The 14,475-nt window shown below is 68.0% G+C and carries 14 protein-coding genes and 1 pseudogene; 9 read left to right on the forward strand and 6 right to left on the reverse strand.

Annotated elements, in window-relative coordinates:
- From A5709_RS13120 to A5709_RS13150, 7 genes and pseudogenes are all read left to right on the forward strand, one after another.
- Nucleotides 1-453, forward strand: a pseudogene (locus A5709_RS13120) (mammalian cell entry protein); the annotation flags it as partial.
- Entirely contained in the window at nucleotides 447-1,997 is a 1,551-nt protein-coding gene (locus A5709_RS13125) for a virulence factor Mce family protein (protein WP_067946285.1), read from the forward strand. The pseudogene A5709_RS13120 and the gene A5709_RS13125, both read left to right, overlap by 7 nt.
- Nucleotides 1,967-2,827, forward strand: a complete 861-nt coding sequence (locus A5709_RS28425; RefSeq protein ID WP_068008540.1) for an Mce protein — start codon at nucleotides 1,967-1,969, stop codon at nucleotides 2,825-2,827. The genes A5709_RS13125 and A5709_RS28425 overlap by 31 nt, the downstream gene beginning before the upstream one ends.
- Nucleotides 2,824-3,795: an RDD family protein gene (locus A5709_RS13135; protein ID WP_068008539.1), complete on the forward strand. Its 972-nt coding sequence runs from the start codon at nucleotides 2,824-2,826 to the stop codon at nucleotides 3,793-3,795. Before A5709_RS28425 ends, A5709_RS13135 begins: the two co-directional genes overlap by 4 nt.
- Nucleotides 3,792-4,346 carry a mammalian cell entry protein gene (locus A5709_RS13140; RefSeq protein WP_067946279.1) on the forward strand — a complete coding sequence of 185 codons (555 nt, stop codon included), beginning with the start codon at nucleotides 3,792-3,794 and terminating at the stop codon, nucleotides 4,344-4,346. Before A5709_RS13135 ends, A5709_RS13140 begins: the two co-directional genes overlap by 4 nt.
- The gene (locus tag A5709_RS13145; RefSeq protein WP_067946277.1) at nucleotides 4,313-5,023 is read left to right on the forward strand and encodes a mammalian cell entry protein; all 711 of its coding nucleotides are present in this window, start codon (nucleotides 4,313-4,315) and stop codon (nucleotides 5,021-5,023) included. Before A5709_RS13140 ends, A5709_RS13145 begins: the two co-directional genes overlap by 34 nt.
- Before the next feature lie 18 nt (nucleotides 5,024-5,041).
- Nucleotides 5,042-5,716 carry a YoaK family protein gene (locus A5709_RS13150; RefSeq protein WP_068120259.1) on the forward strand — a complete coding sequence of 225 codons (675 nt, stop codon included), beginning with the start codon at nucleotides 5,042-5,044 and terminating at the stop codon, nucleotides 5,714-5,716.
- Here A5709_RS13150 and A5709_RS13155 read toward each other — a convergent pair.
- From A5709_RS13155 to A5709_RS13170, 4 genes are all read right to left on the reverse strand, one after another.
- On the reverse strand, nucleotides 5,709-6,818 hold the full coding sequence (locus tag A5709_RS13155; RefSeq protein WP_156673163.1) for a phosphodiester glycosidase family protein: 1,110 nt from the start codon (nucleotides 6,816-6,818) through the stop codon (nucleotides 5,709-5,711). The genes A5709_RS13150 and A5709_RS13155 overlap by 8 nt on opposite strands.
- Before the next feature lie 79 nt (nucleotides 6,819-6,897).
- Nucleotides 6,898-8,283: a YhgE/Pip domain-containing protein gene (locus A5709_RS13160; RefSeq protein ID WP_067946271.1), complete on the reverse strand. Its 1,386-nt coding sequence runs from the start codon at nucleotides 8,281-8,283 to the stop codon at nucleotides 6,898-6,900.
- Between the two features lie 34 nt (nucleotides 8,284-8,317).
- Complete coding sequence (locus A5709_RS13165) at nucleotides 8,318-9,043, reverse strand: pirin family protein (RefSeq protein WP_067946269.1); 726 nt, start codon at nucleotides 9,041-9,043, stop codon at nucleotides 8,318-8,320.
- 25 nt (nucleotides 9,044-9,068) lie between these two features.
- Entirely contained in the window at nucleotides 9,069-9,893 is an 825-nt protein-coding gene (locus tag A5709_RS13170; RefSeq protein WP_067946291.1) for a MarR family transcriptional regulator, read from the reverse strand.
- A gap of 108 nt (nucleotides 9,894-10,001) precedes the next feature.
- Here A5709_RS13170 and A5709_RS13175 point away from each other — a divergent pair, with 108 nt between their 5' ends.
- On the forward strand, nucleotides 10,002-11,135 hold the full coding sequence (locus tag A5709_RS13175; RefSeq protein WP_082973964.1) for a dihydrodipicolinate reductase: 1,134 nt from the start codon (nucleotides 10,002-10,004) through the stop codon (nucleotides 11,133-11,135).
- Here the strand turns inward: A5709_RS13175 and A5709_RS13180 are convergent.
- Together A5709_RS13180 and A5709_RS13185 are read right to left on the reverse strand one after the other, a co-directional pair.
- Nucleotides 11,132-12,541: an alpha/beta hydrolase domain-containing protein gene (locus A5709_RS13180; RefSeq protein WP_068120261.1), complete on the reverse strand. Its 1,410-nt coding sequence runs from the start codon at nucleotides 12,539-12,541 to the stop codon at nucleotides 11,132-11,134. The genes A5709_RS13175 and A5709_RS13180 overlap by 4 nt on opposite strands.
- Nucleotides 12,538-13,539: a sigma-70 family RNA polymerase sigma factor gene (locus tag A5709_RS13185; RefSeq protein ID WP_068120262.1), complete on the reverse strand. Its 1,002-nt coding sequence runs from the start codon at nucleotides 13,537-13,539 to the stop codon at nucleotides 12,538-12,540. The genes A5709_RS13180 and A5709_RS13185 overlap by 4 nt, the downstream gene beginning before the upstream one ends.
- An 82-nt stretch (nucleotides 13,540-13,621) precedes the next feature.
- On the opposite strand from A5709_RS13185, the gene A5709_RS13190 reads away from it, so the two are divergent.
- A complete protein-coding gene (locus tag A5709_RS13190) occupies nucleotides 13,622-14,455 on the forward strand; it encodes an alpha/beta hydrolase (RefSeq protein WP_067946262.1) in 834 nt (277 codons plus the stop codon).
- The last annotated feature ends 20 nt before the right edge of the window (nucleotides 14,456-14,475 follow it).

The raw sequence follows: 14,475 nt of genomic DNA on the forward strand, positions 1-14,475 counted from the left end.
ATCAAGCATTTCGCCGACACCAAGAACCTGCTGATCAACGCCGTCGACGCGGTGGGACGGCTCAGCCAGGCCGCCGACCAGTACCTGTCGGAAGCCCGCGGGCCGCTGCACACCGACCTGCAGGCGCTGCAGTGTCCGCTCAAGGAGCTGGGCAAGGGCTCGCCGTACCTGATCGGCGCGCTGAAGCTGATCCTGACCCAGCCGTTCGACATCGACACCGTGCCGAAGATCTTCCGCGGCGACTACATCAACATCTCGCTGACGCTCGACGTGACCTACAGCTCCGTCGACAACGCGTTCCTCACCGGCACCGGATTGTCGGGGGCGCTGCGGGCGCTCGAGCAGTCGTTCGGGCGCGATCCCGAGACGATGATCCCCGACGTCCGCTACACGCCGAACCCGAACGACGCGCCCGGTGGGCCACTGGTGGAAAGGGGGGACAGGAATTGCTGACTCCTTTCATCAGACGCCAGTTGATCGCGTTCGGAATCCTGACGGTCATCTCGCTGCTCGTGCTCGGGGTGTACTACCTGCAGATCCCGAGCCTGGTGGGGATCGGCCGATACACGCTGAAGGCCGAGTTGCCCGCGTCGGGCGGCCTGTACCCGACGGCGAACGTCACGTATCGCGGCATCACCATCGGCAAGGTCACCGATGTGGAGCCGACCGAGCGGGGCGCCGAAGCGACGATGAGCATCGACAGCCGCTACAAGATCCCGACCGACGCGACGGCCAACGTGCACTCGGTGTCGGCCGTCGGTGAGCAGTACCTGGACCTGGAGTCGACCGGGAACCCGGGCAAGTTCTTGTCGAACGGTCAGACGATCACGAAGGGCACGGTGCCCGCCGAGATCGGGCCGGCGTTGGACACGGCCAACCGCGGGCTCGCCGTGCTGCCCAAGGACAAGATCGCCCAATTGCTCGACGAGACAGCGCAATCCGTGGGTGGGCTGGGTCCGGCCCTGCAGCGGCTGGTGGACTCCACGCAGGCGATCGTCGGCGATTTCAAAACCAACATCACCGACGTCAACGACATCATCCAAAACTCGGGCCCGGTGCTGGACAGCCAGGTCAAGTCGGGCGATGCCATCGAACGCTGGGCGCGCAACCTGAACAGGCTGGGCGCGCAGTCGGCGCAGGAAGACCAGCACGTGAAAAGCGTGCTGCGCCAGGCGGCGCCGACGGCCGACCAGGTCAACGAGGTGTTCAACGACGTGCGGGATTCGCTGCCGCAGACGCTGGCGAATCTCGAGGTGGTGTTCGACCTGCTCAAGCGCTACCACACCGGCGTGGAACAGGTCCTGGTGTTCCTGCCGCAGGGCGCGTCGATCGCCCAGACGGTGGCCGCGCCGTTCCCCAACATGGCGGCACTGGACCTGGCGCTGTCGATCAACCAGCCTCCGCCGTGTCTGACCGGCTTCATTCCGGCATCGGAGTGGCGGTCCCCGGCGGACACCAGCCTGCAGCCGTTGCCGTCGGGCACGTACTGCAAGATTCCGATGGACACCCCGGCCAACAGCGTGCGCGGATCGCGCAACATCCCCTGTACGGACATCGAGGGCAAGCGGGCGGCCACCCCCCGGGAATGCCGCGACCCCCACCCGTACGTCCCGGCGGGGACCAACCCCTGGTATGGCGACCCCAACCAGATCCTGACCTGTCCGGCCCCCGCGGCGCGGTGTGACCAGCCGGTGAAACCGGGTCAGGTGATCCCGGCACCGTCAATCGACAACGGCCTGAACCCGGCGCCCTCGGACCGGGTGTCGGGCACGCCCCCGCCGACCAGCGATCCCTTGTCGCGGCCGGGGTCGGGTACCGTGCAGTGCAACGGCCAGCAGCCCAACCCGTGTGTCTATACCCCCGGTGGACCTCCCGTGGCGGTCTATAGTCCCCAAAGCGGTCAACTGGTAGGGCCAGACGGGGTTAAATACTCCGTCGAAAACTCAGCCAGAACAGGAGACGACGGATGGAAGGAGATGCTGGCGCCAGCCGGCTGAACCCCCCACCGATGCCGAAGCTTCGTCGTCTGCGCAGACGGCGTCCGAAGAACCAGGATCCGGCGGTCGCCGCCGACCCGACCAATCCCGACGTGACGGCCGAGGGTTCGGCCGAGCCCGAGGACGCCACCGAGGCGACCCGCGCCGACGGGACGGGCTCGATCGATGAAGCGGCGACGGCCGGGGAGCCGTCGGCCAGCGAGGCAGCCGCAGCCGAACCGGCGGAACCCGAGGCCGCGACCCAGGAGACCCCTGCCGAAACCGCCGCCGAAACCGCCGCCGACGAGCCGCCGGAATCCGAGGCCGAGCCCGGCGTGCTCGCCGGACGGCGCCCGTCGCGGTTGGGCCGCGGCTGGTTGGCCGGCATCGCCGCGGTGCTCGTGCTCTGCGCCGCCGGCGTGGGCGCGGGCGGATACTTCGCATTGCGTTATCACCACGACAGCCAGGTGATAGCCCGCAACGACGCCGCGGCGCTCAAGGCCGCCGTCGACTGCGTTTCGGCGACCCAGGCGCCCGACACCAACGCGATGGCGGCGAGTGAGCAGAAGATCATCGACTGCGGCACCGACGCCTTCCGCTCGCAAGCCCTGCTCTACACCAGCATGCTCGTTCAGGCGTACCAGGCCGCCAACGTTCACGTCCAGGTGTCGGACATGCGGGCGGCGGTCGAACGCAACAACCCCGATGGTTCGGTCGAGGTGCTCGTCGCGGTCCGCGTCAAGGTCGCCAACGATCAGACGCAGAACGAAACCGGGTACCGCCTGCGGGTGAAAATGGCCCAGGCCGAAGGGCAATACAAGATAGCCAAGCTCGACCAGGTGACGAAGTGACGGTGGTGGTCGACAAGCCACCGGCCACGGCCGTCCAGGAGTCCCCGCGGAAGGTGTTGGCGCCCTGGCACATTCGCGCCGGCGCACTCGCCGTCGACGTCCTGCCCGGCGCGGCGGTGGTGGCGACGATGGCGCTGGCCGGTTTCACCGTTCCGGCCGGCGGCGTGTGGTGGTGGCTGTGCATCGCGGTGATCGGGGTCGTCGTCCTGCTGATGTTGGTCAACCGGCTGCTGCTGCCGACGGTCACCGGCTGGAGCGTGGGGCGGGCGCTGTTCGGCATCGCGGTGGCGCGGCGCGATGGCGAACCCATCGGACCGTGGGGGCTGCTGCTGCGGGACATGGCGCACCTGCTCGACACCGTATCGGTGGTGGGATGGCTTTGGCCGCTATGGGATTCGCGGCGCCGTACCTTCGCCGACATGCTGCTGCGCACCGAAGCGCGGCGCCGGGAATCGGCCGAGCCGGCGTTCGACGTGCGGCGGTGGACGGCGGTGGTGGTGCTGGGCGCGGCGGGACTGTGCCTCGCCGGCGCGGTGTTGAGCTATGCGGCGGTGTTCTCGCGGGATCGGGCCACCGACCAGACGCGTGCACAGCTCGACACGCAGGGCCCGAAGATCGTCGCGCAGATGCTGACCTACGACCCGAAATCGTTGCACGACGATTTCAATCGCGCCCTCTCGTTGGCCACCGACAAATATCGGAAGCAGCTGGCGGACCAGCAGGACATGGTGCAAAAGGGCAACCCGGTCATCAACGAATACTGGGTGACCGACCACGCGATCCAGTCGGCGTCGCCCGATCGGGCGACGATGCTGATGTTCATGCAGGGCCGGCGCGGCGCGGCGCCCGATGAACGCTACATCTCCGCCACCGTTCGGGTGACTTTCGTCAAAGACGGTGGCGGCCGTTGGCTCGTCGACGACCTGACGGTGCTGACCAAGCCCAAACCGCCAGGGAGCGGAAAATGAGTCCCCGCCGCAAGTTTCAGCCGGGCGAGGAGCCGCTGCTGGTCGCGCGCCCGCTGCCGCCGGGGCGGCCGTGGGGCCTGCCGTTGGCCACCGCCCTCGCCGCGCTCGTCATGACGGCCGCGATCACGGTGTGCACCCTGATGCTCATCAACCATGAAAGCCGCGAGCGCGCCGCGTCGAAGAATCGCGAAGTGCTCAGCTACGTGACCGGCTTCATGACGCAATTCACCTCCATCGATCCATTCCATGCCAACGACTACGTGACGCGGGTACTCGCCCAGGCGACCGGCGACTTCGCCAAGGAGTACCGCGACAAGGCGAATGAGATCTTGCTGCAGGTGGCCCGGGCCGAACCGGCCACCGGCACCGTCCTGGACGCGGGGGTGGAGCGATGGAACGACGACGGCAGCGTCACCGTCATCGTGGCCACCTCGGTCAGCTCGAAGTCGCCGGACGGTAAACAAGTCTGGGAGAACGCCAACCGGTGGACGGCGACCGCTACGCAGGAAGGAAAGCAGTGGAAGATCAGCAACCTGCAGCAGGTGATCTAGCCGCCGCCGAGGAGGCGGCGACCGAGGAAGCTTCGGCCGAGGAGCGCGCCGGGTCAGCGGATGCCGACGAAGACGCCTCTGCCGCAGCGGAATCCACGACCGATGATGGTGACGCCAAGCCGGCCGAGTCGCAACCCGCCGGGCGCAAACGACGCAAATGGCTGGCCGGCAAGCGGATGGCCATCACCGTCATCGTGGCCGCTTTGCTGTTCGTCGGCTCGGCGGCGTTCGCCGGCGCGGCGGTGCAGCCGTATCTGACCGACCGTGCCGCCGCGGCGACGAAACTCAAAGTGGCGCGGACCGCGGCAGACGCGATCACCACCCTGTGGACGTACACGCCCGAGAACATGGACACCCTCGCCGACCGCGCGTCCCGCTACCTCAGTGGGGATTTCGAGGCTCAGTACCGTAAGTTCGTCGACGCCATCGTGGCTCCCAACAAACAGGCCAAGATCACCAACCACACCGACGTCACCGGCGCGGCGGTCGAGACCATCGATGACGCCAATGCCGTTGTCATCGTGTACACCAACACCACGTCCACCAGCCCGCTCACCAAGAACGTGCCGTCACTGAAGTACCTGTCCTACCGGCTGTTCCTCAAGCGCGCGAAGAGCCGCTGGCTGGTGACCAGGATGACGACGATCACGTCGCTGGATTTGACGCCGCACCTCTAGCGAGGTCTGCTACGACCCATGGCTGTTTCCTCGCCGGTGTCGGAGCGGTCGACCGTCGCGGCGTTGCTGCTGTTGACCTTCGCCACCGGCCTGGCTGACTCGATCAGCATCCTGGTGCTCGGCCACGTGTTCGTCGCCAACATGACGGGAAACGTTATCTTCCTGGGGTTTTGGCTGGCGCCCAGGACGTCCATCGATCTGACGGCGGTCGTGGTGGCGTTGCCCACCTTCGTGTGCACCACGATCGTCAGCGGCCGGATATCCCGACACTTCGCCGACCGGACGTTGCGGTGGATCACCACCGTATTGGCAACGGAGATCATCCTTTTGGTGGCGTTGGCGACGCTGGCCGGCACCGGGATCCTGCGGTATCACGACAACACCAAGCTGATCATGATCGGCGTCCTCGCGGTCACGTTCGGTCTGCAGCATTCCAGCGCCCGCCAGTTCGGCATCCAGGAGCTGTCCACCACGGTGCTGACGTCGACGATCGTCAGCCTCGGTCTGGACAGCCGCCTGGCCGGCGGCACGGGCGAACGGCAGACGTTGCGTCTCGGCGTCGTGTTGACGATGTGTGCCGGCGCATTCCTGGGTGCGACCATGTCACGATTCGTCGTCGCGCCGGTGTTCGCCGTCACGGCCGCGGTGGTGGCCGCCAGCCTGCTGATCTTCCGCTTCGGCCGGGCTAGTTGAAGGCCAGCCAGCTGGGCAGCGCACGCTCGTGCGAATCGCAGAGCACCTGCCGGGTGTCGCACGAGCCCCGCGGCGAACCCGCGCCGGCCCACATGCCGCCGGTGTCGCGGCGCAACACGATGGCCGACGACCCGCCCCCGTCGAGCAGGATGGCGTTGTCGCTGCCCAGGCCGCGGAACAGGTCCTGCATGTTGTCCGGCGTGTAGCTGCCGCCCTCGAAGACGTACATCTCGTCCTTCTGCCGCGAGTACGCCAAAGCCGTTCGCGCGGCGCTGGGTCCGCCGTCGTGAAGCTGTCCGGTCTGCCCGGGGGCCAACAGCCCGATGCCGGATACCGCAACGAACCGCTCGTTCTTGTTCAGCAGATCCTCGACCACGGGAGTCGCGGAGTCGTAGTCGCTCTTGGTCTTTGGCCACACCACGTACGGCGCGCCGCCGGACGGCAGGATCATGGTCGTCAGGGCGCTCCAGCTTTCCCCGCCTCCGGAGAGCCCCTGCTTGCCGGGGTAGGCGACGGTGCCGGTGACGGCCTGGTTGGCTCGGCCCTGGCCGTGGGTGTTGTCCACGAAGGCGCCCAGCGGTGAGCTGCAGCCGGTCTGGCGCCAGGAGCCGGCCTTCTGCCCGCGCACGTCGAAGAAGTTCGCGTTGATCGCGATCGTCGGTTGGCCCATCCTCTGCCACGCTTGCAGTGGCGCATAGAGTTCCGATGCCTGCCAAAGCCCCTCAGCGGTGCGGGCCCCGGGATTGTGCTCACAGCGGGCCTGATCGCCCTGATGGGTGTCCACCAGCAGGTGGGGCGAAAGCCGTCCCGCCGCATTCTTGATGATCATCAGGTGGCCGCCATTGCTCATCTCATACCAGCTACCGCCGGCGTTGAGCATCGGCGCGGGGTGACCCGGGCCGAAGTTGTAGACCAGGTAGGAACCCTTGGTGGTGTTGATGGCGTTGGCGAGCAGATCGCGGCCGTCGGCGGCGTGCGCGGCCGGCTGTCCAGTGGTGCACGCCAGGGCGACGCACGCGACTACGGCGGTGCAGCCGGACACCATCCGGCGCAAGCTGGCGCGTCGGGTCAGCACGATCGCCCTTTCCGCCCTGGTGTGGATGCAACATCAACATCATTAGTCACATCCGTCACACTGTCAATCTAAATAACGGGCGGATGACGCTCTGGCGGCGTTCGAATTACGTTTGCTCGCTTGAGCTTTCGGGCTCGGGGGCGACCGCCCGCTCGTGCTTGCCGCTTTGGCCGGCCTGGTGTTGCGCTTGGTGTTCCATGGCGATCGCCATCTCGACCGCCCCCTGAATCCGGTGGAATCCCTTGCGGTCGTAGAGGTGCGTGACGATGCCGCCCAGCAGCAGGCCGATCACGAGACCGATCGACGTCATGATCAGCGCCTGCGATATTCCGGTGTCCGCGCGCGCCTTGAAGTACAGCAGCGACCGGGCGCCCAGGAAAACCTGGTGCATGGGCTCGAATTCGGCCAGCCAGCGGAAGAAGGGCGGCGTCGCCTCCAGCGGTACGGTGGCCCCGGCTGACGGCAACCCGAGGATCACGAAGATCAGCATGCTGACCAACAGGCCGCCCGTGCCCAGCACCGAGAGCAGCGAGCTGGAGGTGATGCCCACCGCGGCGATCGCAAACACCCCGAACGCCCACAGTTGCCAGCCAAGATCGATGGGCATGCCGAGCCCGTGGGCGATGGCCAGGTAGACGGCCGAGGTGAGCAGCCCCAGCAACACCATGATCGCCCACTTGAGCAGCAGCGTCTGGAAGCGCGAGATCCTGACCTGCTCGGCGAAGCGATACACGGGGCCGAATTCGGCGGGCACGTAACCGAGCAACGCGTCCACCAGCGTGCTGACCACGATGCTGCCGGTGAACCCCGCAAGCAGGAGCAAGAGCGCGTAGTAGAAGGCCGACAGCCCGTTGCCGGTGCCGTTGGGCAGCGGGTTGTACGCGGTCGACTCGATTTCGATCGGGGAGGACAGGCCCTCCTCCGCGGCACCGGCGAGCGGAGCGCCGCCCGTCTGCGCCTTGACTTGCGCGATCAGCCGTTCGCCCACCTCGCCATTGGCCTGGCCCATCGCCATGTTCAGGGTCTGGCCGGCGATGCTGGAACCCATCGTTCCGGCCCGCGGGTTGGTCGAAATCGTGATCACGGGCCGTTCCGCAGGCCCGGGCAGTAACGCACTCGTCCCCAGGTCGCGCAGCTTCGACGAGAAGCTCGGAGGTATCAGCACCGAACCGTACACCTGGCCGGTGTCCAGCTGATGCCTGGCCGCGTCACGGGTGAGCACGCGGACGTCAAACTTGTTCTTGTCCAGACCGTTCACCAAGCGGCTGGTCAACTCCGCGCCCCCCGGCCCGGCATCCTCGTTCACCACCGCGACGGGGAAGTGCCGCAGGTTGGTCATCGGGTTCAAGATGCCGCCCAGGTACAGCGCGCACAACGCCGCCATCAGCGCCAGCGTGATGACGAGCGGCGCTGCCCAGAACCGCACGGTCCGCACCGCTTTGATGTTCCGGTTGGGATTCGGCGCCGCGTGCTGCGGTCGCGATTGAGACATGCCGGCTCCTGTCTGTCACGCCCACTCTATGGGCTCAGTCGCCGAGCTTCGCGTGCATCTCCCAGACCAGTAGTTCCGACGGCTCCTTCGCCGTCACCCGCCGGCCGGCACCGTCGGTGAACCGAACGGCGTCACCCTCCCGCAGGTCGCCCACACCTTCGCAGGTGGCCGCGCCCCGGGCCAGGTATAGGTGCAAATAGGGCGCTTGGGGGAGGCTCACCGCGTCACCGGTCCGCAACCGCGCAGCGTGCAGCGCGGCATTGCGGTTGTGCAGGGTGATCGCCCCGTCTTGCCCGCGCATGCCCGAGGCGACCGTCACGAGTGTGCCCTCCAGAACGTTCGCGTCGATCTCGCGCTGTTGATAGCCCGGGGCGATGCCGGCCTCGTCGGGGACCACCCACATCTGCACGAAATGCACTGGCTGCGTGGAGGAGTCGTTCTTCTCCGAATGCAGGATCCCGCTGCCCGCCGACATGCGCTGGGCGAGGCCCGGGTAGATGACGCCGCTATTGCCGATCGAGTCCTGATGTGCCAGTTGACCCCGCAAGACCCAGGTCACGATCTCGATGTCCCGGTGCGGATGCGTGTCGAATCCGGTTCCGGGCGCGACGATGTCGTCATTGTTCACCAGGAGTAGTCCGTGGTGGGTGTTGTCCGGGTCGTAGTGGTCGCCGAACGAGAACGAGTGCCGGGAGGTCAGCCAGGGCGTGGTGGTGACCGCCCGCGCGTCGGCGCGACGAACCTCCGCGTGGGCCGCCATGCCGTCAGCCTAATCGGCGGCGCGGTCAGGCCACCGTCGCGGTGAGTAGCCCCTGGGCATGCCGGAGGGCGGCGTCGAGCTCGGGCAGGGTCAGCGCGGCGGGCCGGCCGAGGTGGATCTCGATCTGGTACTCCGGCTGGCCGTCCGGCCCGAAGATCGGCAGGACAACGAATTCAGCTGCGGCCAAATCACTTTCGAGCGTATCGGTCACGGATTGCAGCGTCACCATCGTCATCAGGGTGGTGAGCTGGCGGGTGACCCGGGCCGTCGGCTCCAGGGAAGCGAGCACGTCCACCAGCCGGTTGTGCAGCGACTGGTGGGTGTCGTCGAAGCGCCAGGCCCCGTACCCACGGGCGCGGATATCGGCGAGCACCCGCTGATGTTGCGCGATTTCCGCCCGGGTCAGTCGCGGCATCACTCGTTGCAGCCAGGCGTGGACGAAGTCCTCCTCGCGCCAGGCCATCGCCACGAGGCCGAACGGCGGGTCGATGGGGAAGCGCTGGCCGACGGCCTGCCCGCCGTCGGTGCCATGGCCGACCGCGTCGACGGTGGTCAGGTGGCGGCCGCCGATTCTCGACATCGAGCAGCCGGCGCCCAGCGTCTCGTGCAGGAACCGCAGCGCCTCGCGGCCCCGGTCCAGCAACGGGAACTGCTCGCGCAGACCGTGCACCAGCCCGAACAGGCCGCTGCCCAGCACGTACCGGCGATCTTCGCGGCGTGCCACCCAGGCCCGCCCCTCCAGCTCGGCCAGGACCAGGGCGCAGGTGGAGGTGCTGATCGCGCAGCGCTTCGCCAGCTCAGCCGACGCCAGCGCGTGTGGGGAATCCGCAAGCGCGGCAAGCACATCCATCACACGGGCGGTGGGCGGTGATTTGGCGGTTGACGTACCGATGCGCACCTCCCTACGATCCGTCCAAAATACAAGGACAACTGTCCTAATATTAGGAGAAAGTCCGTCATGATCAAGGTGGGAGTGTGGGGGCCGGGCTCCATGGGGGTGATCGCGCTACGCGGCGTGATCGACCACCCGGAGTTGCAGCTCGTCGATCTCGTCGTGCACAGCGACGCCAAGGCGGGCCGCGACGCGGGGGAGCTGTGCGGGACCGGGCCGGTCGGGGTGGTCGCCACCCAGGACCCGGCGGCGCTGCTCGCCGGCGAGGCCGACGCGGTGGTCTACGCCGCCGGCGCCAACCTGCGACCGCTGGAGGCCGTCGGGGACATGGTCTCGATCCTGCGGGCCGGTAAGAACGTGGTGTCGTGTTCGGTGGTGCCGCTGGTCTATCCCGACGGTGTCGACGCCGCTTTCACCGACCCGCTGCGCCAGGCGGCACGCGACGGCGGTGCGTCGTTCTTTACCACCGGGATCGACTCCGGGTTCGCCAATGACGTTCTGCCGCTGGTGCTTACCGGGGTTTCCCGGTCGATCGACTCGGTTCGGGTGACGGAGATGTTCAACTACGCCACCTATCCCGACCAGGCGGCGGTGTACGAGATTCTCGGCTTCGGCAAGCCGCCGGAGTACCAGGCGTTTGCGGCCCAGCCCGGGATGTTCACCTTCGGCTGGGGCCCCGTTCTGCACCAGCTCGCCGCCGGCCTGGGGGTCAAGATCGACAACATCGAGGAAAGCAACGAACGCATTCCCGCCGCCGAGGCCTTCGACACGCCCACCGGCCACGTCGCCGCCGGGACCATCGCGGCCATGCGCTCGACGTTGACCGGATACGTCGGGGGCAAGCCAACTTTCATCCTCGACCACGTGACCCGGATGCGCGACGACGTCGCGCCGGACTGGCCGCAACCGAACATCACGATCCCGCCGAAGGACCTCGGCTACGGGGCCGCGTCCGGACGCGGCCTGTATCGGGTGGAGATCGAGGGATCACCAAGCATGCGGTGTGAATTCGAGATGGCCGAGGACCACGACCACGACCTGGGTGCGCGCATCGCCGGCGCCTCGCGGATGGTCAACGCCATCCCCGCCGTCTGCGCGGCCCCACCCGGGCTGCTTTCGGCGCTGGATCTGCCGCTGACCACCGGGGCCGGGCTGGTCCGCCCGGTGGCGGGACCGCCGCCGGACAGCCGCCTGTTCTAGGGGCGGTCGCCGGGATAGGTGGCGGCCGCCAGCTCGAGGATCTCGGCTCGGTCCGCCGCGAGGATGAACCCGCTGCTGATCGACGCATCGAGGGCGGCGGTGAAGCGTTCCAGGTACTGCGCCATTCCCCCCGGGTAGAGCCGGCGCAGCGTGTCGGCGTCGAAGAGTTCGCCGGACCCGAAGAGCCCGGCCATGACGCCCCCGTCGCCGCCGAGCCCGGAAGTTCGTGCGACCGGCACGTCCACCCAGGGTGTTCGGACGCCGCCCAGCGCCAGGCCGTTGGCATCCGGAACGGGTAGCGGCCCATAGGCATCGCGCACCTGCATGGGCGCCGCGCTGGGCGCTGGAGCACCGGTGTCCACCCAGGTGTTCAGCGCGGCGAGCGCCGCCTGCACGACGTAGTGGTGCTGCGGGGCGAAGTTGATGTTATGCGAAAAGCGTTGGCCCAAAAGCACGTTGGTTGGCGCATAGGCCGCGACGAGGTGCGTGAGCGGTGCCGAGCCGCTGTCGATCGGCGCCACCTGGATGGTGTAGTTGTCGGCGTGCGCGGCGCCGGGAATCTCCCAGACGCGCAGCCATTGGTTGTCCGGTTGCCTGGCGAAGTAATAGCCCTCCCGTGCGCCCCCGAAGAGATCGGTCTCGGTGATGATCGTCAGCAACGGCACCCGCAGGTCCGGGCGGAACGCGACGGCCTGGGGTGTGCCGGTTCCGTCGAAGATGGAGCTTCCGTCGAGCGGCGCGGCGGGGCCGAACCTGGAATGGACGAAGAAGCCGTCGTACACCGCGGCCAGCGGGTCGACCGCGTTGACGTAGGTGGTGAGGAACATCGCCGATTGCGACTCGCCCAGCGCCATGACGTGCCGGGCCCGCAGGTCACCCAAAAGCGTTGCGCCGCGGGGGCTTTTGATGAGGCTGCCGATTTGAGAAAAGATGTCGTAGGAGAAGGCGTCACCCGGATGGTGCAGGGGCGCGTAGCGCGTCGGGTCCTGGCTCTTCAGCGACATGTCGACCCCGAGCAGACTCGCGCCACCATCGATCCCGACGCGCTGGGCCGAGACGGCGATGTACGCGTAGCCCGCGCGAATGATCTCCCGGTGCGCCATCATCCACACCGCGGGAGCGTCGAGACCGCCGCTCACGTTGAGCCATTCGACCAGCACCGTCCCGTTGAACCGCGCCGGATCCGCGGGTGTCAGCACCACCACGCGGGTGGTGTAATCCGCTGTCGCGGAGGTCGTTACGCTCCACCGCCCGTCGGACTCCAGCGCCGAGACGGGGGCGTAGGACGTAGCGGTCCCGGCGACGAAGAACTCCGTCGCGCGGTAGCCCACGTCGGCGAGGTCGAAAGCGCCCAGCAGCAGCAGGGGCCGCCCGGGTGCGGGTGTGACGTCGAGCGGGTCGGTCATAGCGAATCGGGCAGGCCGAACTTCGCGAACAACTTGTCGTCGAGGAAGGCGACCACATGTGACACCCGGTCGCCGCGCACGTCCAGCACGTGCAACTGGAAGGGGACGTGCCGGTCCCCGGCGCGCATGTACATCGCGGCGCCGGGCTGGCCGTTGGCGACCATTGGCAGGAGGCGCATGTCGCCGGGTGACTCGGCGGGGCATTGCTGGTGAATGAGGGTGACGATGTCCCGCGCACCCTGGTACCAACCGGTGTAGGGCGGCATCTCCCAGATCGCCTCGGCGGTGAACAGCTCCACCAGGCGGTCGATGTCGTAGGTCTCGAAGGCGGCGATGTAGCGGTCGAGCAGGTCCTGCGTCTCGGCCGCGTCCGGTGCCGCCAACCGGTCGCCGGCGCTGGGCCCGACGGCGTCCAGCTGGGACCGGGCGCGCTGCAGCAGGCTGTTGACGGCGGTCGTGGTCGTGCCGATCGCCGCGGCGACCTCGGCGGACTTCCACTGCAGCACGTCGCGCAGCAGCAGCACCGCCCGCTGCCGTGGCGAAAGATGTTGCAGCGCCGCGACAAACGCCAGCCGGACCGACTCGCGTGAGGACACGATGACCGACGGGTCGGCCGGGTCGTTCGTCAGGTCCGGGAGTGGCTCCAGCCAGGGCACCTCGCGGCGCTCCTGCAGCTCGGCGGTCGGGTCGGCGCTGGGTGCGCCCAGGCCGGTCGGAAGCGGCCGTCGTTGCCGCCCTTCCAGCGCGCTCAGGCAGGTGTTGGTCGCGATGCGATGCAGCCACGTCCGCATCGAGGACTTGCCCTCGAAGCGGTCGTAAGCTTTCCACGCCCGCAGCAGTGTTTCCTGAACCAAATCCTCTGCGTCGTGCAGCGACCCGGTCATCCGGTAGCAGTGGGCGAGCAGCTCACGGCGGTACGGCTCGGCATGCGCCGAGAAATCCCCGCCGACTTCCGCGCCGAGGTCGGAGTTCGCGGTGTTTTGCGCAAGCAGCCCCACAATGGGAGAGCCTACGACAGTGTCTGGCAGGGCGATCTGCACCGGGAGCCATTACGCTGCCCGTAATGACCAGGACCGTGCAGTGAACCGAGCCGAACGGAACTTCGACGGATCCGGTGGCGTGCGCATCGTTTACGACGTCTGGACACCCGACACCCCGGCACGCGCGGTGGTCGTCCTGTCGCACGGTCTCGGTGAATACGCCCGCCGGTACGACCACGTCGCGCGGCGTTTCGGCGAGGCGGGCCTGGTCACGTACGCGCTCGACCACCGCGGGCACGGCCGCTCGGGCGGAAAGCGCGTGCTGGTGCGCGACATCTCCGAGTACACCGCGGACTTCGACAGCCTGGTCCGGATCGCCAGCCGCGAGCATCCCGGTCTCAAGTGCATCGTGCTCGGGCACAGCATGGGCGGCGCCATCGTGTTCGCCTACGGCGTGGAACGGCCCGACAACTACGACCTGATGGTGCTGTCGGGGCCGGCCGTGGCGGCCCAGGATCAGGTGTCGCCGCTGATGGTGCTGGCCGCCCGCGTGCTCGGCGCCCTGGTGCCCGGGCTGCCGGTACAGGAGCTCGACGTCGACGCCATCTCCCGGGACCCCGCGGTCGTGGAGGCCTACAAGAACGATCCGCTGGTGTACCACGGCAAGGTCCCGGCCGGCATCGGTCGGGCCCTGCTACAGGTCGGCGAGACGATGCCGGAGCGCGCGCCTGCGCTGACGGCGCCGCTGCTGGTGGTGCACGGCTCCGACGACCGTCTGATCCCCGTCGCCGGTAGCCGGCGGCTGGTCGAGTGCGTGGGTTCCACCGACGTCCAATTGAAGGTCTACCCGGGGCTTTACCACGAGGTCTTCAACGAGCCGGAGTGCGATCAGGTGCTTGGCGACGTGATCTCGTGGATCACCGCCCGGCTCTGAGCCGAGGGTGTCGGATCGCT

This window comes from Mycobacterium sp. E1386 (assembly GCF_001672745.1).
In the GTDB taxonomy this organism is placed as follows: domain Bacteria; phylum Actinomycetota; class Actinomycetes; order Mycobacteriales; family Mycobacteriaceae; genus Mycobacterium.

What these genes read in the sequence shown, in the direction of transcription:
- A5709_RS13165 (WP_067946269.1), bottom strand. Translation starts at nt 9,043, where the DNA reads ATGGCGGCCCACGCGGAGGTTCGTCGCGCCGACGCGCGGGCGGTCACC.
- A5709_RS13150 (WP_068120259.1), top strand. Translation starts at nt 5,042, where the DNA reads ATGGCTGTTTCCTCGCCGGTGTCGGAGCGGTCGACCGTCGCGGCGTTG.
- A5709_RS28425 (WP_068008540.1), top strand. Translation starts at nt 1,967, where the DNA reads ATGGAAGGAGATGCTGGCGCCAGCCGGCTGAACCCCCCACCGATGCCG.
- A5709_RS13140 (WP_067946279.1), top strand. Translation starts at nt 3,792, where the DNA reads ATGAGTCCCCGCCGCAAGTTTCAGCCGGGCGAGGAGCCGCTGCTGGTC.
- A5709_RS13180 (WP_068120261.1), bottom strand. Translation starts at nt 12,541, where the DNA reads ATGACCGACCCGCTCGACGTCACACCCGCACCCGGGCGGCCCCTGCTG.
- A5709_RS13160 (WP_067946271.1), bottom strand. Translation starts at nt 8,283, where the DNA reads ATGTCTCAATCGCGACCGCAGCACGCGGCGCCGAATCCCAACCGGAAC.
- A5709_RS13170 (WP_067946291.1), bottom strand. Translation starts at nt 9,893, where the DNA reads ATGGATGTGCTTGCCGCGCTTGCGGATTCCCCACACGCGCTGGCGTCG.
- A5709_RS13175 (WP_082973964.1), top strand. Translation starts at nt 10,002, where the DNA reads ATGATCAAGGTGGGAGTGTGGGGGCCGGGCTCCATGGGGGTGATCGCG.